Here is a 23,173-nt window from a genome sequence, read left to right on the forward strand (position 1 = left end):
TATGACCGACATACATAATGAGGTCTGTATATCAGACATTAGGAAAAAATCAGATTGAGGGGGAAGGATGGGTGTTTATGAAAAATATGGCCCGTAAGGGATTAGCAAGTCTAATGATTCTGATGTTAATTACACAAGGCTGCTTCACGGGATGGTTGGGAATGGAGCCTGCATATGCTGCTGAAGATCTGGCGGGGAAAGGTATTAGCGCGACTTTACCTTTAGTAAATGCTACGAATGTAAGTACCTCGGCACCACTAGTGATTGAATTCATCAACCCTGTTAAGAAAGTAACAAATTCTAAAGAGACAATTACAATTCGAAGAGTCCAGGATGATTCCATCGTGGCAGAGATTGCTGTAAATAGTAGTGACGTTACTATTGTTCCAGACAATATAAACACAGATCCGGAACTTGGAAAAATGGTGAATATTAAACCATCTGAGTCATTACCTAATGGTAATTTATATGTCATGGTGGGTGGTCAGTCTTTTGTTTATGCGGATAATCAGCGCTTTGTGGGATTAAACAAGGAGTGGACTTTCCATACAGAGGGAATTGCTACAGCCTTACTTGTGGGACGAACTCCTGTTAATGCTGCTTCAGGTGTATCTCCTTCTGCGAATATTCAGCTTACATATAATCGAGCTGTAATAAATGGCGCAGGAAAAATGCAAATTTATCAAGGTAATACCTTATTCGAAGAGATTGATGCGAATTCATCTCAGATTAGTTTTAACGCTGACAGAACGACGGTAACCATTGATCCAGCGAGGAATTGGAGTAATAATAGTACGATATACATAGCTGTACCGGAAGGTTTTTTCCGAGATACACAGGGGAATGATATAAGTTCAATACAGCGAAGTGATTGGGGATTCAATGTTATCTCTGATCCGACAGCATTAACTGTGTCATCCCTGTCTCCTTCAAATGGAGCAGCTGGAGTATCGCTCACCAGTGAACTGACATTAACATTCAACAAAGAACTGGATACCGCTTATACCGGGTCAGCGATTTTGAAGAATACCAATGGGGGAACTGTGACGGCGACCACTCTCATCAACAGTTCGAACAATAGGCAGTTACGTATTATTCCACAAACGAGTCTGATGAGTAACACCACGTATTCTATAGATATTCCGGCTAATGTTTTCCGTGACAAATCCGGTAATCTCTTTACAGGCTTGACGGGTGCAAGCTCGTGGTCCTTCAGAACACTGGCATTGGATACAACGGCTCCTGTACTTAAGACAGCGAAGATGTACAGTAATACGATCATTCGGTTGACGTATGACGAGTTACTCTCAGGCCTTGATCCCTTTTCCTCAAGCTTCACAGTCACGGTTAACGGAGAGAATCGAAATGTAAGTACATCTTATGTTTCGGGAGATAGCGTGTATGTTGTCCTGGATACTGGTGTAGCGGTGGGACAAGTAGTGAGAATAGCCTACACTCCCGGAACTGGGACACGTAAAATTCAAGATCTGTCACTTAATGCAGCAGCAGCGTTTTCTGCAAGAGATGTGGAAAACGGTCTGGATTCCATCATGTCGAAGCCACGCGAAGGCACGGCATATACGAATACGATTAGTCTCTATTATCCAGAAACGGTATATGTCAATTCAAGTGAGGCATACAAACAATTTAGTGTGTCTGCGGACGGGGCACCAGTGGGTGTAAGTAGTATGTCTACCAATACTAGTTCACTTGTCACTCTTAACCTCAGTCGTGCGATTACGAATGGAGAAGTTGTTCGTGTGGCTTATCAGCCTACTGAGTGGCCGATAAAGGATAGCCGAGGGCAGGCACTTGCAGGATTTAGCGGGTTCTATGTGCGAAACAGTACAGATACGAAGCCACCTGAATTTCAGAATGCTGAGGTGAGTGGCAATAAGCTCTGGATTTACTATAACGAACCGTTAAACCGATTAAACAAGCCGTTAAACAGCCAGTATTCTGTACTGGTAGATGGAAAAGCCGTATTCGTTAAGGATCTGGAAATTGAGGATGATCTTGTGACGCTAACATTGGCATCACCTGTGACAAGCGCACAGATTGTGACACTCTCTTACGTTCCAGGTACGAATCGTCTCACAGACATGAATGGTAACCACGCAGGCTATTTGGAACTGGTTCCCGTGACATATACATATGGGAACGGAACCATCTTGTCTGGTGTGTTACAAGGAGATACTGTGCTGATTAACTTCCGAAATGGATTAAAAACAGAGGCATCTTTGTCTCCAGCACAGTTCAAGGTACAGCTCAACGGCACAAATTTCACCGTTAATTCCGCTTCTGCCTCAGGCACTGTTGTTATCCTGAAGTTATCCGGATCAGTGCCTGCATTAGCAGCAGGACAAACGGGTACAGTTAGCTACACAGCAGGAGGTGCAGTTGCACTCAGAAATGCACTGAATGCTGAAGTAGGGACATTCGGTCCACTGACATTGCAGCAAAGCACAGACTCCAATTCTACCGGTGGGAGTACTGGGGTGGAGGGACGTCCTTCTTGGCTCACTGAATGGAGCGCAGCGGAATCCGGATTTGGGCAAGCTATTTTTGTAATGAGTAGCGATACGGCAGCAGTACAAAGTGCGACCTCGCATAATAATCGTTCATCAAGACAATATATCATTGATGAGACGAAGCTTGGGCAGGCGTTTGACTACGCGTCTTCAATCCAAAAAATAGGTCAACCTGTATTGTTTGAGGTTCCAGCAACTGAAGAGAATGCATATGTAGGAATTCCCTTCCACAGGTTGTCTCAGATCGCTGCGAGCTACCGAACAGGCACAATTGGCATAAAGTATAAAGAAAGTATATGGAGTATTCCCTTGTCACAATTGAATCTGGTATCCATGGGACAAAGTGCGGGCATAACGACTTCTCCGGGTGCTTCTGTACTATACGTACAACTGGAGTCTGTTCCTAAACTTTCTTCAGGCACCCTGGAATATATGTTATCACGGTCCAACGCTCAAAGTTTGGCAGATGCAACAGATATATATATCACTCTATACAATGGAAATACCGGAAAAAATGTGGAGCAAAATATCAAGAGTCAGTATTCTATAAAATTACCAGGCAATACTTCAACGATTTTAACCGGATTTACAGCTGTTGATTCCAGCACAAACTCACTCTCTTATGTGCCAACGGCATATAGAAGTACATCAACTGGAATAGTAGCTAGAGGGTTGTTAAATGGTAATCAAACTGTGGCTCCAGTTACTCATTTGGTCAACTATCCGGATAAAAAGTACTGGGCATATAATACAATTAATGAGTTGGCCTCAAAATGGATTATTAGCACTGATTTGTCTTTATACAAACCTAATCAGAAGATCACCAGAGGTGAATTTGCAGAAATGGTTGCTAAAGGGTTAGGTCTTCAAGGGAATCTTGAAGCCGCCAAACGGTTTAGTGACGTTAAAGCCAAGAGTCCGACAAGTGCTTATATTGGTGCGGCAGCAGAAGCTGGCATTATTTCTGGAGTCAATAAAACTACATTTAAACCGGATAGCTTGATTACTAGGGAGCAGATGGCAATCATGATTATTCGGGCGATGGATTATGTGGGACAACCTGTATATCTTCAAACATCTAAGAAAGAAATATTATCTCCTTTTAAGGATAAAAAGGAAATTAAGTCCGAAGATGCGGTTGCCAAGGCAATTCAGGCAGGGGTCGTTCAAGGCGTTAGTTCAACAGAATTCAGTCCCCTTCAAAAAGCAACAAAAGTCCAAGCGGCAGTAATGCTAAAACGTATGCTTAACCGAATTGGATATATGTAAAAATAAAAAATGTTACATTTCTGAAGAAGAAGCATAGCAGATGTGAGTCTGGATCATATGCTTCTTTTTTTGCGTAGAAAATAAATAAGTCGTTATAAGCTTTATGAAAGAATCAAGAATATACATACGAGAGAAAGAATTTCCTTGGGGTGGTATCCAAATCTTCTAATGATTGAGTGCTAATATAGGATACAGGCGTAACTTTTTCCACAAAAAGTAGTCTATTAATAGAAGAGTATACTAGAAATCTCGCTATCTGCTGCCACGTGGTAGAGATCGTGATATCTAAGATTGATATACAAGATGGGAGAGACGTTTCAAACATGCTGGGGAAACAAGGGAAACGGCTGAACGACGTTAAGGGTAGCAAGGCGAAGAAATGGGCGATTGTGACGCTGGCAGGCGTGATCTGGATTGCACCGGTTCTGGGAGCGGGACAACAGGTGTGGTCGGGAAGTTCATGGCAGTCAGTAGCCGCTGCGGCATCTACAACGACAAGCAAATTAAGTGAAGAAATTCTGACTTCGGGTGCGAAGTTGATGAAATACAGTTATACAACAACACGTTCCGGCTCGAAGGTGAACGTATTGGCGGACGTCATTCAAGTGGATTTGCAGAATCCTTATGTGAAGCTGGACGTCATGACAGGCAAGGGCGGCAATCTGAACAGTAAACAAAGCACGGGTGGCATGGCCAAGGAAAATGGTGCAGTAGCCGCTGTGAACGGCGATTACTTTAATGTATCCGGGGAACTGGCACCGATTGGTGGACAGGTCTCGGATGGGGTCCTCGTGTCTACACCATCGGAATTGTCAGGCATGTATGCCCTCACCGTAACCAAGGACGGCAAGCCGATGATTGATGAATATTCATTCGATGGCACGGTGAAGGCAGACGATGGTTCAACGTTTGCTTTGCGTGGGATAAATAAGGAGGATTACACGGTCGAATCGGGCTCGGTGAAGTACAGCCATGCCAATTCGATGTATATTTATACACCGGCTTGGACGTCCACGAAGCGGCCTAATGATCCTTCTACCACACCAACTGAGGTACTTGTGCAGAACGGTGTAATTACCCAGATTTCCGATAAAAAGGCGTTAGACATGACGGTGCCGGAAGATGGGTATATTTTGCGTGCGCATGGAACGGCAGCGACATGGATTATGACTCACCTCGCAGTTGGGCAGACGCTGAATGCGGATTACAAGCTAAAAGCCAAAACAACTGGAGAATCCGTTGATCCGAGCAAACTGCAGATGATGATTGGTGGTCATACCATTCTGGTGAATGGTGGCAAGGCGGCAACGTTTTCCCGCGATATTGTAGCTTCCGGGATCGGTGGTGTTCGTGCCAGAACGGCAGTAGGGTATTCTCAGGATGGTCGATATGTCTACATTATTGCAGCGGAGAAAAACAGTAATAGCAGCGGCATGTCGCTGACTGAACTGCAATCCTTCATGACCAGCATTGGTGTATGGAAAGGCATGAATCTGGACGGAGGCGGCTCCACAACGATGGTAACTCGTCCGCTCGGCGAGGAGACAGCAGGACTTACGTTCAATACGGAGTACGGTACAGAGCAGCGTCAGGTCGTAAACACGCTGGGCGTGTTCTCTACGGCGCCGGAAGGCAAGCTGAAGGGCTTTGCCGTGAGTGGCAGCCAAACGTTGCTGGTAGGGCAAGAGGGCAAATATACAGCCAAAGGATACGACACCTACTATAACCCGATTGCGACAGGCGATATCAAAATGACGTGGAAATCGAGCAACAACGGCATCGTGAGTGTAAGTAATGGAACGATCAAAGGTTTGAAACCAGGTACAGCGACGCTGACCGCAACAAGTAACGGTGCTTCATCTTCCATTAAAGTAACCGTGCTGGGTGGCAGTGAACTGGCTTCACTGACAGCAGGATCTGGCTTGGGATCGCTCCAAGCGGGCACAACGATCTCCATTCCGGTGACGGCGAAGACCAAAGACGGACAAAGTGTAACGGTTCCGGCGGACTCGCTGACATGGGAATTTATCGGTTTCAAAGGTAAAGTGGCTGCAGACCAATTAACTGTATCTTCTGTGAATTCCGGTGCTCAGGTGGGTTATGCAATCGGTCGTTACGACGGTTACAGCACGGTGGTTGTGCTCTCCGCTGCGGCAAGTGAAACGATATGGAGAACTTCGAAAATGTAAGCTACCCGATCAACTTCACCACCAACGCAGCAGGTGTAACCGGATCGGCTTCCGTGACAGCTGGAACAGGTGAAAAAGCGGGCTCCAAGGTGCTGCAGCTGAGCTATGACATGACCGCGGGAATAGGTAAAATGTATGCTTATGCCCAACTGAACGGTTCCACTGGCAAAGAGGTATCTGCGACAGCTACATCCATGTCGATGGATGTTATGGGAGATAAGAGCCTGAACTGGCTGCGTGCTGAATTTACTGATGCCAGTGGCAAAACAGTTTATGCCGACCTCGCTAAAGCAATTGATTGGGACGGTTGGAAAAAGCTGAACGTGGACCTGAATGGGCTGAACATTGCTTATCCGGCGAAGCTGAAACGGGTTTATGTGGTGAATGTGGAAGAAGGTCAGGATGAGCGTGCGAAGACAGGCACGGTTGCTTTTGACAACATTGCTTTCACCATGCCATCCAAATCCAGTGAAGTAGGGTTGCCTACAGGAACTGCTTCGCTGGTGCTTGGACAGAAATCCATGACGGTGAACGGAACGAAAAAGGCAATCGACGCCGCACCTGTGCTGAAAAATGGAACAACCTATGTTCCAATCAAGCATGTATTGGATGCTTTTGGCGGACAGGCGAGCTGGGACAGCAGAAATCAACGGATTACTGTTGTGCGTGGTGGTAAGCTAATCGATCTGGTTGTAGGTCAGAAAGAATTCATTATTAATGGTAAAAGACAAAGCGCAACAGTCGCACCTTATGTATCTGGTGGCAGGACTTTAGTCCCTCTCAGACTCGTTTCGGAGCAGCTTGGACTGACTGTAAAATGGGAACAGAACACGAAGACCGTTACCATCTCATCGTGATATGGTATGATATATACCGGAAACGATAGAAATGGAGTCGAACAAACGTGGATTTACAAGCCGATGCCATAGACCGCGTCATAAAAAACGCCATTCAAGTCATGGAAAACAGTAAATATCAAATGTTTGAGATTATGGACTCAACCCGTAATGAGCTGAAAACGCTGAACGAGGAGTTGAAGTCGGTTCTGAAGGAGACGGCGGAAACGATCGAGAAAGTAGATCAATTGGAGCTGAACTACCGCCGCTCCCGGATCCGGCTAACCGAGGTTAGCCGTGACTTCGTCCGTTATTCCGAGCATGATATCAAGCAGGCGTATGAAAAAGCGACGCAGTTACAGCTGGATCTGATGATTTACCGTGAAAAGGAAATGTATCTGAAAGCCCGTCGGGATGATCTGCAGAAGCGTGCCAAAAATGTGGAAGCTTCGGTGGAGCGCGCCGAGACGATCGGTTCCCAGATGGGGGTTGTACTGGAGTATCTGTCGGGTGAGTTGGGTCAAGTGACCCGTATTATTGAATCCGCCAAAAATCGACAAATGATTGGTTTGAAAATAATTTTGGCCCAGGAAGAAGAGCGGAAACGCATTGCCCGTGAGATCCATGACGGACCTGCACAGATGCTCGCAAATCTAGTGCTTAGGACGGAAATTGTAGAAAGAATGCTCATAAAGCAGGATTTTAAGATGGTCCAGGCCGAAATAGTAGATTTGAAAGGCCAGGTTCGTTCGAGTCTTGGAGAAATGAGAAAAGTTATTTTCAATTTGCGTCCTATGGCACTGGATGACCTGGGATTGATTCCGACGCTTCGGAAGTACGTGCAGGATTTTGAAGAAAAACAAAAATCCGCTCGCTTTTTGAAACGAGAGGCAAGGAACATCGTTTGTCTTCCGCAATGGAGGCAGCGATCTACCGCCTCGTGCAGGAAGGTCTGTCCAATGCTGCAAAGCATGCTTATCCCACTTATGTTGTAGTGGAAATTACATACCAGGCTCAGCTCGTCAAAATTGTCGTGCAGGACAATGGGCTTGGATTCAAACCGGAGCTTCTTGCGAAGAAGAGCAAGGATCATACCCACTTCGGTCTGATTGGGATGAGAGAGCGGGTTGAACTGTTAGAAGGAAGAATAGAGATCGAATCCGCGGAAAATCAAGGAACCAAAATAGTGATTCATATCCCGACAAACGTGGATAAGGGAAAGGAGTAGCAGGATGGAAAACCGTGATACTGGTAAAGCATCAATTAAAGTTCTTTTGGCTGATGATCATCAGCTGTTCCGTGAAGGTCTGAAACGCATTTTAAATATGGAGGACGACATTGAGGTCATCGGCGAATGCGGCGATGGAATTCAGGTGCTCGAATTCTGTAATCAGGATAAACCGGATATCGTATTGATGGACATCAATATGCCGGTAAAAACGGGGTTGAAGCAACGGAGAAATTGCGAGAGCTGTTCCCGGATGTCAAAGTCATTATCTTGTCTATTCATGATGATGAGAGCTACGTGTTCGAGACGCTGCGTAAAGGCGCTAACGGATATTTGTTGAAAGACATGGAGGCCGAGTCCCTGATTAATGCGATTCGTTCCGTTCATGAAGGTCATGCATTCATCCACCCTAAAGTAACGGGCAAACTGATCATGCAGTTGCGTCGTATGACGTATCTTAATGAGACAGGGGCAATGAGCGAGGGGGCTTCGAAAGAGGCAGGCGTTAAATTTGTCGCTGGCGACAACAATCCGCTTACTCGTCGTGAGGCTGAAGTGTTGCGTCTGATGGCTGAAGGTAAGAGCAATAAAATGATTGGTGAGTTCCTGTTCATCAGTGAAAAGACAGTAAAAAACCATGTCAGCAGTATTCTGCAGAAGATGGAAGTGGACGATCGTACGCAAGCGGTTATCAACTCGATCAAATATGGCTGGGTTACGCTCTAATATACAATTGTAATTATGTAGTGTGTTGTTAACAAATATAGGCTTCTGTTTACTCGCGCCCATTCCAAGATATTGGACTGGTTAGCGGGTTAATGGACTTTATTACAGCAAATGATCAAAGTGTGAAGCTGTGTAGAACTTACGTTAGCTTCGGCATGAATGAGTGAACGACCTGGCCTGTCTTCTTCGTCCAGTGTCGATCAGAATGGAATATGAGCGTTCGGGATTTGCAAGTGTAACCCTTCAGGGGATGCAGCATATACTGCTGTATACAGGGATGTTCGCCATGGGTGAGCATGACCTTCCGAGGAGGTGCAGTTGCCATGGTTGCTCATCTGACTATGATTCTGCTCATATACTTCCTGGCGGCAATGGCCGTTCATGCCATGCACCAGCGCGATCTTTCTCGTCCGGACCCCGAAGGCTACGAGCAGATTCTGCTCATTCCTTCCAATCAGGAGCAGCGGATTGAAGGTATTGTAAGAGCGCTTTGCCGGGAATTATTTTACCGTGGAAAGAGCTTCACATTGACGGTTGTCGCTGATCGTACGGAAGCCGAAACGGTTCGAATCATTGAAAAGCTTATGCATAGGCAAGGAATGGAGTTATCCTACTTATCTGCTGTCCCTTCCGATATGGAGCAGGGGAATCAGACAGGGAATCGTTCTATTCGCCTTATCGATTTGCGTGAGCCGAAGCAGTAGTTGCTTTTTTCGGGTTAAAATCATTATCCGTACGAAATGCTGAGACAGACCGGCTAAAGAATGTCATCAGTCAAAAAGTACTTTTAATGAAGTCATACCTGCTTGCCAAGTTAAGCTTGGATTTCATAAGTTCGAGGTTAAAGATTACAGCGTATGCTGTAGTCTTTTTTGTCATTGTAGCCAAGCTTGCTGATAAATTAAATATGGGTTTTTATGCAATGTATGGTTATTGCAGGGTTTCTGTTCTTCTTTAGTTAACAATCAGAAGCTTTTTGAAATCAGAACTCTTAAGTTAAAAGTATAGACGGTACGGATTGGAAAAAGTTTCGCGTATTCAAAGAAAGATTATCATTAATAAGAGAATTGGTAAAAGGATATGATGAAGAGGATTTGGAATTACAATAACTTGTAACACAACTCGACGATTGATATAGTGGTAGTACAAATGGATATGATTTGATTGGGATGGACATGAAGCACATGCTCCGACGAAAAGTCGGGTTGGCATGTGCTTTTTTTTGCGTTTCGGGATATTGAAGCTGAGGGAGGAGAGCAGATGAAGGTTGGTTTATATGTGTGTCAAGTGAGAGAAGGGTGGAAGATGATTCTATCACTGGATATCCGAGTGGATGTGGCGTGGTGGCTTGAGGGGGTGAGCGGACAGCGGGTGTTGCGATGGTTGCTGTTAGGCAGGGAGCTGCCTTTAAGTCAGGCCTCATGGATGGTAGAGAATTTTGAGATGGAGCGAGGGATGGATCAGTGGGGAGGGGAGCATTGGAAGGCGTATATGCAGCGCAAAGTGGATGGGTACGAGCGGGCCTCCGGGGAACTGGAGCCTAGGGGAGAGATGGCGGGTAATGTAGGGAGTGCCGCTGAAAGAGGTGCGGAGGTGGGCGGGATGGCAGAGCCATATCCCGCGGGGAGTGGGCTCAGCTGGAGCGGGGCGCGGCCCTGCTGGCTGAGCGGCTTCGCGGCCGCCAATTGCTGGCGGCCGAGGCAGAGGCGCTGCTGGCGGACACAGCGCCGCAGCTTGCCTCGGTTTGGCGCGCGGCTGCGCAGCTCGCGCACCTATGGGGCGGCTGAGCATAGCAGCCGCCCTGAAGGCGCCTGCCACGCGGCGGCGACGCCTCGCGTGGCTTGGTCGCGCGCACAGCGCGCCCCGCTGCCGCCGATGCGGCAGCTTTGCCGGGCAGCGCGTGCCCTGCGCTGCCTGCGGCCTGGCGGCGTGCGCCTACTGCGAGGCATGCCTCGCGCTGGGGCGCAGCCGTGCTTGTGCGCTGCTGCTGCTTAGCGCAGCGCCAGGAGCCATGCCACGACGCGGTGAAGCATCGCGTCGTGGCATGGCCGTTGACCCCACCGAGGGCGGACTTGCCCGGTGGGGGTTGAGCCCGGCGCAGAGCGCGGCGGCTGCCGAGGCGCTGGCGTTTTTGGCCCAGTCATCCGCAGGGGATGGGCCGGGGCGGTTTTTGCTGTGGGCCGTGACCGGGGCCGGTAAAACCGAGATGATATTCCCTTTGCTCCAATACATATTGGAGCGCGGTGGACGAGCTCTTGTCGCTACGCCGCGGCGGGATGTCGTGCTGGAGCTTGCCCCTCGTTTGGCGAAGGCGTTCCCTAACATCTCGCTCGCTACACTATACGGAGGCAGCACCGAGCGCTGGAAAGACGCACAGCTCACACTCGCGACAACGCACCAACTGATGCGTTTTTACCAGGGATTCGATCTCGTCATTATCGACGAACTCGATGCTTTTCCCTATCACAACGATCCTATGCTCGCTCATGCTGCAGCCTCCTCGTGCAAACCTCATGGACACTTTGTATACCTGTCTGCTACGCCGCCAGCTCGGCTGCAGAAGGAAGCCGCTCAGGGGGACTCGCTCACGCCAGAGTACCGGTTCGTTTTCATCGCCATCCTCTTCCTGTGCCACACCTGATGAAAATGCCTACCGTCGCTGAATGTATTCGGAAGCGGGAGCTGCCCGCCACACTAAAAAAGAGCATTCAAACCTCCTTGCTGCGGGAAGCTCAATTATTTGTTTTTGTGACACGAATCGCTCAGATTGAGGCATTTGTAAATCTCATGCGTCGCATGTTTCCACAAATTCATATCGAAGGAACATCATCCCAAGATCCAGATCGTGCGAGCAAGGTTATTGCTTTTCGTGAACGGACCATACGTCTGCTCGTGACCACCACTATCTTGGAGCGAGGCGTCACCATTCCCCGTAGCGATGTATTCATTTTGGATGCGGATAATAGCCTATTTGACGAAGCGTCTCTGGTGCAGATGGCGGGCAGAGCAGGTAGATCTATGGATGATCCAGCTGGAAGAGTCGTCTTTGCATCATCCCGTCGTACACGTTCTCAGGTCCGAGCAGTGGCACAGATCCGAAAGATGAATACCATCGCCCGCCGCAAAGGATACCTGCACCCACCGTCTCATCCATAAATTCAACTTTGGAGGCTCACACTTATGCCCATCTGGCTAAACGATTTAACCGATTATTTGCACCAGCTTACCCATCGTCTGCATAACCTGCTCGCCCCACCAGGAGCAACTTGCCTGACCTGTGGAACCCGAGCGATCCTTTCAACAATTTATCCAGAGGTATGTACCCGATGTGTGCAGCAAATTCCGTGGATTCGTACCATTCGCTGCTTGCGCTGTGGTCGAGGAATAGGTTGCCCGGACTGCGTCCGACCACACATGCAAAACCGTTCTTTCATCCTCAACCGCAGCGCCGTTCAGTACAATGCTTTAATGAAGGAATGGATTGGCATGTACAAATTTAGAGGTCACGAGCGCTACGCGCCGTTATTAACATCTCTTTTGATTCAAGCATTTCAAGCAATGAGTGAGGAACTTAACCCTGTTTTGGCAAAAGAAACCCTGGCCCCCGCGGCTCGTCCCGCCACGCCTGCTCAATCTCATATGGATGCCAGTCCACATCCATATAATTCGAGTGCGTCAACAAACGCACTCGTTCACCGACCTAGCGGGGGCGATGTAAACAACAACGCGCCCGTTCACCGACCTGGCTCGCTTCAATCATTCAGCGCACCCGTACAATCTCCTGCCGTGTTTGCACCCGCAAATACACACGCGCAACACCACACCACATACGCGTGCTATACGCACGCTCATCCCGGAGCAGCACCACGCAACCGCCAGTCGCTGCTCCAAAACAACAAGCCGCGATGGCGGCCAGACGCGGTGACCTATGTCCCCGTCAGCAACGAACGCCTTGCCGAGCGCGGCTTCAACCAGGCAGAGCGGCTCGCATCAGGACTCGCCGCAGCCTATCGGCTGCCAGTTGTTGATCTGCTACAGCGCCGGATCAACACCACCAAACAAAGCTTCAAAACACGCGGCGAGCGCATCCAGACCATGCAGGATGCTTTCTCAATGCAGCCGGGTGGAACGGAGATAATGGCTGATCTCTACATAGCTTCAAATGAAACCATGCCAAAGAACATGTATTCACAGCCAGTTAATTCATACACGATTGGAAAAGAAGCCTCTTCACATATCACATCAACAACACAAGATTGGCGGTTAACTCCCTTACGCTTGTTACTGATTGATGATATTTACACAACCGGTAGTACCCTGGATGCCTGTGGACAGGTGATCTTAAAAGCTGGATTTTCTATGAACCTCCCAATAGAGATTTACACGCTGACTTTGGCCAGATCCTGACCTGAGTATTTGCATATTCACTTAATAGGTGGCTATGTGGTTATCATACGCAAGTTAGATAATGAAATAAAATTTATAGCTTTTATATACAAAAGGGAAAGTACGTTCTTGTATGTACAGAGTTATCACTTTTGTTTATTTTCATATACATACATATAATTTGTGTGTTGGTTGTTTAACGAAATTATAAGCATTAAATTAGACAAGAATATTTTTACATGTAAAAAGAGGAATTGTTTCTGCCATGTAGAATAGATAGTTCTGCCGTTCACCATAGGTGACAGCACAGGGAGTGGCAAAACATATCTTTTTAAGGGAGAACAACGGTGAGTGCAGGAAAAAGAAAAAATGGGTTTTACTTATGGACCGTCCGTTTACTAGTGCTGATGCTGGTATTCGGACAGTTTGGCGTGTACGGGGGAACCGTGCAGATGCCGCAACGAGTAGTGGTATTGTCTCATCGAGTAATGACTTTCAATATGTAATGACGAATAACAACGGTAAATTACAGGTGAACCAGAAGGATGTTAATCTTAGTTGGGTTAGATCCTACAACATTTCAACGACAGGTTACTCTTTTACAAGAAGGCAGTCCATCTTGGGATTCACCAGTGATATTACAAATATAAGCTTCGGATCGTATACATCCAAATATGCTGGACAGATCGACAATGCATTTCTAATTGATCTAAGTAAGGTTCGCGAGATCTCCACTGAAATGACATACAGACAATCCGGCATGGAAGTGGGGCAATGGACCATTTCGAACTATAATGTTTTGGGTCAGCTTACACCGGTTGATGTATACAATTATGATGTAAGGCAGTTAAGTTTGGTTGTTAATGCGGATACGGGGGAGGTCGTAGATTTCTATTCTGAACTGAACCCATATTATACACGCAAAGCGGAACCAGCCTCTTTTACCAAACAGTTGGTGGCCCCAGTAACGATTGACAACATGCCAGCTATTCCAGCTGGGATCACAGGAAAACAAAGTGAAAATACAGTTAACTTGAACTGGCAGCATGCACAGCAGGCCGTGCAATATGTAATTGAGGAGAATGGAATCATTAAGGGACCTTATTATGGGACAACCTTTGTCAGCAACGGATTATTGCCAGATACGTTGTATTCCTATAGAGTGCGTTCTCTTAATTCAATAGGTACAAGTGAATGGAGCTCTTTGTACGAGATCAAAACCTTGCTCCAACAACCGGTGATTTCGGCAAGCTCCCAGGAAGGTAAAAATATTATCCAATGGAACGCGGTTGATCAAGCTAGTCATTATCAATTAAAGATTGATGATGAAACGCCTATTGAGCTTGGCAATGTGACATCGTATGAGCACGAGGGTCTCGCAGCAAACTCAAGTCATACGTATACGCTAAAAGCTCTGTCTTCGAACAATGAGAGCGATTGGAGTAAAACCATAACGCAACTGGTAGTTCCGGACTCCGTCAGTGGTTTGAAAGTAACAGAAGCAACATTTAATAAAGTTGCACTATCCTGGACCGCTGTAAAAGGTGCGACAGGTTACGATTTAGAGATTGACGGTAACATCGTCGCTGTGACAGGTACCACATACAGCAAAACAGGACTCATTCCTAATACGGAACATACTTTCCGATTAAGACCTAAAAATACAGGCGGGGCAGGCAATTGGTCTGATCTGTTAACTGTGTCAACTCAATTAAGCACACCCGTACTGAAATCAAGCCCTTCACAGGAAGAAATTATTCTCGTTTGGCCTTCCATTGACGGTGCTACTTCATATGAAGTGGAAGCCGATGGAGTAATTGTTGGTAATGTTGTAGATCCGACATTTACGCATACCGGACTCACACCAGCTACAGCTCATAAATACCGTGTGCGTGCTTTGACAGATACCAATACAAGTGCATGGACAGCCGTACTGACTCAAAATACGTTACCAGGTTCTGTGGCAGGATTAACAGTGAATTCTGTAACCAATACGGCTATAGCGTTAAAATGGACAACTGTAACTGGAGCCACCGGTTACGATCTGGAAATCGACGGCATAATTGTCGCTGTCACCGGCGTTGCCTACACGAAGAGTGGTCTTGCAGCCAACACAGATCACACCTTCCGCATACGGTCGAAGAATGCCGCTGGTGTAGGAACATGGAGTGATTTAATCAGCGGAACCACGTTATTGAATACACCTGTTTTGAAAGCCACATCGGAAGAGACCGCTATTAATCTGACGTGGGCAGAAATAGCCGACGCTACGAAATATGAAGTAGAAGCCGATGGCGTGGTAGTGGGGACGGTGAGCGAACCTTCATACACGCACAGCAGTCTGCTCGCAGGAACAGCACATAAATATCGTGTACGGGCTTTGATCAATACCAACACAAGTGCATGGACAGCCATTTTAACGCAAAGCACATTGCCTACCTCTGTTACTGGACTGACTATTAACTCCGTAACGAATGTAACAATAGCTTTGAAATGGAATGCAGTAACCGGAGCAACGGGATATGACCTGGAGATCGATGGGACCGTAGTATCCACTACCGCTACTGCATACAACAAAAGTGGTCTTACAGCAAACACAGATCACACCTTCCGCATTCGTTCCAAGAATGCCGCAGGAGTAGGAACATGGAGTGATTTGATTAGAGGAACCACGCAATTGAACACTCCTGTGTTGAAAGCCACATCGGAAGAGACAGCCATTAACCTAACATGGGCAGAAATTGCCGACGCTACAAAATATGAAGTTGAGGCTGATGGTGTGGTGGTGGCCACAGTGAACGAACCATCGTACACGCATAGCGGATTGCTTGCAGGAACAGCACATAAATATCGCGTGCGTGCACTGACCAACACCAATACGAGTGCATGGACAGCTATTTTGACGCAAAGCACAATCCCAGCTTCCGTCAGCGGACTGACTATTAACTCGGTAACGAATGTAGCAATAGCATTAAAATGGAACGCAGTAACTGGAGCAACTGGTTACGATCTGGAAATCGACGGTACAGTTGTCGCTGTTACTGGCGTTGCCTACACGAAAAGTGGTCTCGCAGCAAACACAGATCACACCTTCCGCATCCGTTCCAAAAATGCCGCAGGTGTTGGAACGTGGAGTGATTTAATCAGCGGAACAACACAATTAAACACTCCTGTTTTGAAAGCCACATCAGAAGAGACGGCTATTAACCTGACATGGGTAGAAATCGCCGATGCTACAAAATATGAAGTAGAGGCTGATGGCGTGGTAGTGGCCACAGTGAACGAACCTTCATACACGCATAGCAGTCTGCTTCCAGGAACAGCACATAAATATCGCGTGCGCGCTCTGACCGACACTAATACGAGTGCATGGACAGCCATTTTAACGCAAAGCACATTGCCTGCTTCGGTTACCGGATTGACCATTAACTCCGTAACGAATGTGGCAATAGCTTTGAAATGGAACGCAGTAACCGGAGCAACGGGATATGACCTGGAGATTGATGGCGCGTTAGTATCCACTACTGCTGCTGCCTACACGAAGAGTGGTCTTGCAGCAAACACAAATCACACCTTCCGCATCCGCTCGAAGAATGCCGCGGGAGTAGGAACATGGAGTGAATTGATCAACGGAACTACGCAATTAAACACCCCGGTGTTGAAAGCGACATCGGAAGAAACGGCTATTAATCTGACATGGGCAGAAATCGCTGACGCTACGAAATATGAAGTTGAAGCTGATGGAGCGGTAGTAGCGACAGTGAACGAACCTTCGTACACACATAACAACTTGCTCGCAGGAACAGCACATAAATATCGCGTACGTGCTCTGACAGACACCAATACCAGTGCGTGGACAGCCATTTTAACGCAAAGCACAATCCCAGCATCCGTTAGCGGATTGGCTATTAACTCCGTAACAAATGTAGCAATAGCTTTGAAATGGAACGCAGTAACCGGAGCAACTGGTTACGATCTGGAGATCGACGGTACAGTCGTCGCTGTTACTGGCGTTGCCTACACGAAGAGTGGTCTCGCAGCAAATACAGATCACACCTTCCGCATCCGTTCGAAAAATGCTGCAGGAGTAGGAACATGGAGTGATTTGATCAGCGGAACTACGCAATTGAACACTCCTGTATTGAAAGCGACATCGGAAGAGACGGCTATTAATCTGACGTGGGCAGAAATAGCCGACGCTACAAAATATGAAGTAGAGGCTGATGGCGTGGTAGTGGCCACAGTGAACGAACCATCGTACATGCATAGCGGCTTGCTTGCAGGAACAGCACATAAATATCGTGTACGTGCTTTGATCAATACCAACACAAGTGCATGGACAGCCATTTTAACGCAAAGCACACTGCCTGCTTCCGTTAGTGGATTGACTATTAATACGGTAACAAATGCAGCAATAGCATTGAAATGGAACGCGGTAACCGGAGCAACGGGATATGACCTGGAGATTGACGGCACAGTTGTTGCTGTTACTGGCGTTGCCTACACGAAGAGTGGTCTTGCAGCAAATACAGATCATACCTTCCGCATCCGTTCCAAGAATGCCGCTGGAGTAGGGACATGGAGTGATTTGATCAACGGAACTACGCAATTGAACACTCCTGTATTGAAAGCGACATCGGAAGAGACGGCTATTAATCTGACGTGGGCAGAAATAGCCGACGCTACAAAATATGAAGTGGAAGCCGATGGCGTGGTAGTAGCGACAGTGAACGAACCTTCGTACACACACAGTAGTCTGCTCGGAGGTACAGCACATAAATATCGCGTACGTGCTTTGACGGACACCAATACGAGTGCATGGACAGCCATTTTGACACAAAGCACAATCCCAGCTTCCGTTACTGGACTTACCGTAAACTCCGTAACCAATACGGCTATTGCCTTGAAATGGAACGCAGTAACCGGAGCTACTGGATACGATCTGGAGATCGACGGTACAATTGTCGCTGTTACTGGCGTTGCCTACACGAAAAGTGGCCTTGCAGCCAACACAGAGCACACCTTCCGCATCCGCTCCAAGAATGCTGCAGGAATAGGAGCATGGAGTGACTTAATTAAAGGAATAACACAATTGAGCACTCCTGTAGTGAAGGGAAGCCCAGACAGGACCGGCATTCTATTAACATGGGATGCAGTCATCGGTGCCTCTACTTATGAAATTGAAGCAGATGGTCAAATCGTAGCGATTATAAATGATACAACCTTTATTCATTCCGATTTGCTACCATCAAGCCTTCATAAATATCGCATTCGTGCACTGAATGATCAAAATATAAGTGCATGGACTTCTGTACTAAGCATCAAAACATTGAATTAAGGATGTAAATCAGGGGTATAGGTTGCGCATACATGCACCTTATACCTCTTTTTATTCGCAAAGAGGCTATGGACTTGAAGTGAGAAAATAAGGTAATGTATAGTTATTATCCATTCGGAATAGGAAGTTTGAGAGGGGCGTTTTAACGATGAATCTGGGTAATTGTCCGCGTTGTGGCAAATTATATGCGTTGAATTTTCGGGATGTATGCTCGAATTGTATCAAGGAAATTGAACTGGAATACCAGACTTGTGTGGAATATCTACGCGAAAACAAAGGCACTAACATACAGGAACTATCTGATGCAACAGAAGTTTCAATTAAAAATATTACCAAGTTCATTCGGGAGGGACGGATTTCCATCGAAAACGCCCCAAATATGATGTATCCTTGTGAAGTGTGCGGAACCCTGATTCGTGAAGGCCATATGTGCGACTCTTGCCGGAATCGTTTGACGAAAGATTTGGCTGGTGCGGCTAGAGAAGTAGGTCAGAAGGATAACGGCAGCATAGGCGGACGAACCTATAATGCTGTCGACAAACTACGGGATCTATAGGAACGAGGGCTTAAATACAAGTTTTGCTATAACAAATGTTTTGGAACGTACCGATAAACTTATTAAAGATTATCGGTTTTTTTTATTATCCTAATCGTTCGACAACATAAAGATAATGTAAAAAATCCTAAGGTGGAAGGAAGTGCAATTCGTATGAAAATCAATGAACCGAGTAGAATTGGTGCAATCAATTCATATCAGAGGAACGTTGAATCCAATCAGCAGGCTGATGCCAAAAAGAGCCGCCGTAAGGACGAGGTATCCATTTCTCCGGAGGCGATGAAGATGCTTGAGGAACAAGGTCGTACACAGGATGCAGGACGTATACAGCGGATACAGGAACTGAAAGAACAGGTAAGTTCGGGAACTTACCAAGTGGACAGCAGCAAACTTGCTGACAAGTTACTGCCGTACTTTAAGTCTTTTGATAAGGAATAGGTGATCACGTAATGGCAGCACTGGACAGATTAATTGCAGTTTTGCAGCAAATGGAACAAAGTCACCGCGAGATGTTGGCACTCAGCGAGATCAAGAGACAGGTCATTGTCAAAAACGATGTGGATCAACTCATTGCTGTAATGAATAAGGAATCCAAGTTTATGAAACAGCAGGAACCACTTGAGAGTGAACGGTCGAGTGCAGTTCATGAACTGCTTCAGGAGCGGGGCATCAAATCGATGCTTAACCTGAATATCACAGAGATCTCCAAGCTGATCTTTGATCCGGCTGATAAACAGCGATTGCTTGAAGTCCAGAAGAAGCTAGCGGGAACATTGCAGGAATTGAAAGAAATTAATCAATTGAATCAAAAACTGATCGAGCAATCATTGATGTTTATTGATCTCTCAATGGACATATTTGCTTCTCGGCCGGAACAGGATGCCACATATCAGCATCCTGCTGATAAGAACGGTAATCCAGGGCGAATTGGTCTTTTTGATACACGTGCCTGATTAATTAGGGGGAAACAAGGTGACATCTACTTTTCATTCAATCGAAACGGCTAAACGCAGCTTGTTCACGCAGACGACAGCGCTTAGCACAACAGGACATAACGTGGCAAATGCCAACACGGAAGGGTACTCCAGGCAAAAGGTAAACATGCAGGCGTCCATCCCTATGGAGCCGTTTGCATTTTTGCACAGTACAACACCAGGACAACTCGGAACAGGGGTGGAGTTTGACTCCATTACCCGTGTGCGTGAGAAATTCCTAGACGATCAATTCCGTAATGAAAATACCAACTTCGGAAGTTGGTCCATTCAAAGAGATACGTTGGAGAAACTCGAAGCCATTGTGAATGAACCATCCGACACCGGATTTCGGACCGTAATGGATAACTTCTACAAATCCTGGTCGGATCTGAGCAAAAATCCAGAGGATGTTACTGCTCGTCGTATCGTGAAAGAAACGACTCTGGCACTTACAGATGCGATGAATCAGATTAGCCGCCAGTTAGGCGCGCTTAGCGAAGATCTGAATAGTAATATTGCTGTGAAAAGTAATGAGGTCCAGGGCTATCTTGGTAACATTGCGAACCTCAATAGTGCCATCGTGAAAGTTGAGTCTCTTGGTGATAACGCCAACGATCTGCGTGACCAACGAGATCTGATGACGGACAAGTTGTCCAAAATCATGAACGTTACTGTCACGGATTCTCCACAAGGCTATGCCATCCAGATGAATGGACAAGCACTTGTTACAGGCGGAGCCGTACAGGTCGCAGTAGATCCTGCTTTTCTGAATGCTGCGTACACAGCCGGAACGCTTACTAACGGCGAAGTTCACGGCATGATTAAATCCAGAGATACATTAGTCAGTGACTACCAGAAACAAATGGATGACCTGGCTAACACGCTTGCCAACGGAGATATTGAGATCACGCTTCCTGCCGGTTCTGTCTTGCCAGATAATACTGTACTGGATGGTGTTACATATACTGGTGCGGCGCGGACATTGGCTACAGATCTGAAGGTTACGGTTAAAGGCTTGAATGGTCTGCATCAGCTTGGGTATAGCATGGACGGAACCAATTCACCAGGAGTGCCGTTCTTTACAGCAGCTGGTGGTGGAACTACGATTACAGCTGGTAATATCTCATTGAATGCAGAGATTTTGGCCGATCCAAACAAGATTGCTACATCATTGCGGACTACGGATGCCTCGGGAACGGAGACCGTAATTAAAGGGAATAACACACTTGCTATTCTGCTTGCCAACCTCAAGGATACACCAATGAAGTCAGCTGATGGACTTCGTAATGCAACCATTGGTGCACAATTCAGTGCAATTGTAGGACAACTGGGGGTTCAATCCCAGGAAGCGGCACGTCAAACATCCAATTCGGAATTCTTGGTGGAACAGGTGGATACACGTCGCCAATCCGTCAGTGGTGTATCGTTAGATGAAGAGATGTCAAATATGATCAAGTTCCAGCATGCATATAACGCATCTGCTCGATTTATGACCACATTTGATGAATTACTTGATAAGTTGATTAACTCTACTGGGACAGTAGGTAGATAATAGAAAGGAGTGACTTAACAGACCATGAGAATAACGAATAATATGCTCAGTTCACAGCTGCTTTTGAACCTGAACCGGAATGCACAGCAGATGAATAACACCCAAACCCAGTTGGCGACAGGTCGTAAAATTAATAAACCATCCGACGATCCAGTAGGAATAACATACTCCCTTCGTTATCGTGCAGAACTTTCATCTAACGAGCAGTATCAGAAAAACGTAGACAGTGCTATATCATGGCTTGAGTTTAATGATACGGTTATGAATCAGGCGGGTAACGCCGTACAACGTCTACGTGAATTGACGGTACAAGCTTCGACAGGGACGAATCCTCAGTCCGCGCTGGACAGTATCAACGAAGAGGTTAAGCAACTTAAGGAACAGCTTATTGATATCTCCAACAGTAAGCTTAACGGAAAATATATTTTTAACGGCGAAACGTATGACGTCAAACCTTATGATTTCCCCTCGAACCCTGACGGTACATTAGATACAACCAATGCTGCTTCTGTTGTGACGGATAAAGGGAAGATTAACTTTATCGTAGGTGAAAGTGTTCAATTGCCTATTAACGTGAGTGGTAATGAAGTGTTTGGCACAGAGACGGAAGAAGATAACTTGTTCAACATCGTGAACAACATCATGAAAGCTCTCACAGAGGGAAATCAAAAAGAGTTATCCGATCAGTTGGACCATATTGATAGCCGTACCGACAAGATGCTTGCGATCCGTTCGGAGATTGGTGCCAAAACGAACCGGGTTGATCTGATGATGGGACGTTTGGATGATCTCGGCATTAACCTGACAGATCTGCAATCCAAAGTCGAGGATGCGGATTATGCGGAACTGGCGATGCAATCAAAGATTCAGGAAAACATCTATAACGCTTCCTTGTCTGCCGGTGCCAAAATTATCTCGCCATCTTTGGTGGACTTCTTAAGATAAAAAGGAGGAGTTAACGTTTGAGTACTCTTCCCGTTCTTCAGATTAGGACAACGCCGACTTTATTAAGTATTGATGCTGATCCAGGACAGTTCTCCATTCGTCAACCCAAAGCTGAGGTACAGTTGAACACCAGACCTGCCAAGCTAACGGTGGAGAGTCATCCGATGAGATTGAGTGTAGATCAGAGCAAGGCATTCTCTGCTTACACGGGCGGCAACATGATTGATATGAATGCACGGATCTATTCAGGCATTCAACAGATATTTCTGCAAAATATGGCTGAACGAGTTCAACAGGGTAATGAATTGGCTGCAATTCATAAGCCTGGAAATACCATTGCAAATATTATTGGCTCAGACTGGCAGGCGAGGCCATTCCCGGAAACGCGGACACCCGCTTCTTCTGGGAATGTGGAGACTCGTGTTTATACTCAGGCGCCGGATATCAACTTCACTCCAGCTGTCTCGGAAATGAATGTCATTGTGAATAGACCGGAGATTGAGTATAATCGAGGCAAGCTTGATGTCTATGTGAAGCAGTATGCATCGATTCAGTATACGCCACCTGCCATAGATATAGGATTCTAGTTATTATAAAGTAGAGCTATAGACGGTCTTGATCTTAGACATCTATGGCTCTTTTT

General features: G+C 46.5%; 10 protein-coding genes and 4 pseudogenes. All 14 read left to right on the plus strand.

The annotated features are described in order from the left end of the window. Positions 1 to 77 precede the first annotated feature (77 nt). The 14 genes and pseudogenes from ACTWJ7_RS05500 (at position 78) to ACTWJ7_RS05565 (ending at position 23,117) form a co-directional block, all read left to right on the plus strand. Complete coding sequence (locus ACTWJ7_RS05500) at positions 78 to 3,800, plus strand: SwmB domain-containing protein (protein WP_301880629.1); 3,723 nt, start codon at positions 78 to 80, stop codon at positions 3,798 to 3,800. Between the two features lie 323 nt (positions 3,801 to 4,123). Then, positions 4,124 to 6,846, plus strand: a pseudogene (locus ACTWJ7_RS05505) (stalk domain-containing protein). Positions 6,847 to 6,893: 47 nt separating this feature from the next. Then, positions 6,894 to 8,053 (plus strand): annotated as a pseudogene (locus ACTWJ7_RS05510) (sensor histidine kinase). Between the two features lie 4 nt (positions 8,054 to 8,057). Then, positions 8,058 to 8,779: pseudogene (locus tag ACTWJ7_RS05515) on the plus strand (response regulator). Positions 8,780 to 9,102: 323 nt separating this feature from the next. Continuing rightward, complete coding sequence (locus ACTWJ7_RS05520) at positions 9,103 to 9,483, plus strand: hypothetical protein (RefSeq protein ID WP_301880098.1); 381 nt, start codon at positions 9,103 to 9,105, stop codon at positions 9,481 to 9,483. Between the two features lie 966 nt (positions 9,484 to 10,449). Continuing rightward, positions 10,450 to 11,935: pseudogene (locus ACTWJ7_RS05525) on the plus strand (helicase-related protein); the annotation flags it as partial. Positions 11,936 to 11,959: 24 nt separating this feature from the next. Next, positions 11,960 to 13,186 (plus strand): ComF family protein, encoded by a 1,227-nt coding sequence (locus tag ACTWJ7_RS05530; protein WP_443145180.1) that lies wholly within the window; start codon positions 11,960 to 11,962, stop codon positions 13,184 to 13,186. 292 nt (positions 13,187 to 13,478) lie between these two features. After that, positions 13,479 to 18,503, plus strand: a complete 5,025-nt coding sequence (locus ACTWJ7_RS05535; protein ID WP_443145181.1) for a fibronectin type III domain-containing protein — start codon at positions 13,479 to 13,481, stop codon at positions 18,501 to 18,503. 148 nt (positions 18,504 to 18,651) lie between these two features. Further along, complete coding sequence (locus ACTWJ7_RS05540) at positions 18,652 to 19,059, plus strand: TIGR03826 family flagellar region protein (protein ID WP_053779525.1); 408 nt, start codon at positions 18,652 to 18,654, stop codon at positions 19,057 to 19,059. Between the two features lie 153 nt (positions 19,060 to 19,212). After that, positions 19,213 to 19,497: a flagellar biosynthesis anti-sigma factor FlgM gene (gene flgM, locus ACTWJ7_RS05545; protein ID WP_053779526.1), complete on the plus strand. Its 285-nt coding sequence runs from the start codon at positions 19,213 to 19,215 to the stop codon at positions 19,495 to 19,497. An 11-nt stretch (positions 19,498 to 19,508) separates the two neighbouring features. Continuing rightward, positions 19,509 to 20,012 (plus strand): flagellar protein FlgN, encoded by a 504-nt coding sequence (locus ACTWJ7_RS05550; protein ID WP_301880037.1) that lies wholly within the window; start codon positions 19,509 to 19,511, stop codon positions 20,010 to 20,012. 19 nt (positions 20,013 to 20,031) lie between these two features. After that, a complete protein-coding gene (gene flgK / locus ACTWJ7_RS05555) occupies positions 20,032 to 21,585 on the plus strand; it encodes a flagellar hook-associated protein FlgK (RefSeq protein ID WP_301880036.1) in 1,554 nt (517 codons plus the stop codon). A gap of 24 nt (positions 21,586 to 21,609) precedes the next feature. Then, positions 21,610 to 22,530 (plus strand): flagellar hook-associated protein FlgL, encoded by a 921-nt coding sequence (gene flgL / locus ACTWJ7_RS05560; RefSeq protein ID WP_301880035.1) that lies wholly within the window; start codon positions 21,610 to 21,612, stop codon positions 22,528 to 22,530. 17 nt (positions 22,531 to 22,547) lie between these two features. Continuing rightward, positions 22,548 to 23,117 carry a DUF6470 family protein gene (locus tag ACTWJ7_RS05565; RefSeq protein WP_301880034.1) on the plus strand — a complete coding sequence of 190 codons (570 nt, stop codon included), beginning with the start codon at positions 22,548 to 22,550 and terminating at the stop codon, positions 23,115 to 23,117. Positions 23,118 to 23,173 lie beyond the last annotated feature (56 nt).

It is taken from the genome of Paenibacillus sp. 1A_MP2, assembly GCF_052244825.1.
Taxonomy (GTDB): domain Bacteria; phylum Bacillota; class Bacilli; order Paenibacillales; family Paenibacillaceae; genus Paenibacillus; species Paenibacillus vandeheii.

Excerpts from the sequence above, each read along its gene's own strand:
- ACTWJ7_RS05520 (WP_301880098.1), top strand. The coding sequence starts at position 9,103 with ATGGTTGCTCATCTGACTATGATTCTGCTCATATACTTCCTGGCGGCA.
- ACTWJ7_RS05500 (WP_301880629.1), top strand. The coding sequence starts at position 78 with ATGAAAAATATGGCCCGTAAGGGATTAGCAAGTCTAATGATTCTGATG.
- flgM (WP_053779526.1), top strand. The coding sequence starts at position 19,213 with ATGAAAATCAATGAACCGAGTAGAATTGGTGCAATCAATTCATATCAG.
- ACTWJ7_RS05530 (WP_443145180.1), top strand. The coding sequence starts at position 11,960 with ATGCCCATCTGGCTAAACGATTTAACCGATTATTTGCACCAGCTTACC.
- ACTWJ7_RS05550 (WP_301880037.1), top strand. The coding sequence starts at position 19,509 with ATGGCAGCACTGGACAGATTAATTGCAGTTTTGCAGCAAATGGAACAA.
- ACTWJ7_RS05540 (WP_053779525.1), top strand. The coding sequence starts at position 18,652 with ATGAATCTGGGTAATTGTCCGCGTTGTGGCAAATTATATGCGTTGAAT.
- flgL (WP_301880035.1), top strand. The coding sequence starts at position 21,610 with ATGAGAATAACGAATAATATGCTCAGTTCACAGCTGCTTTTGAACCTG.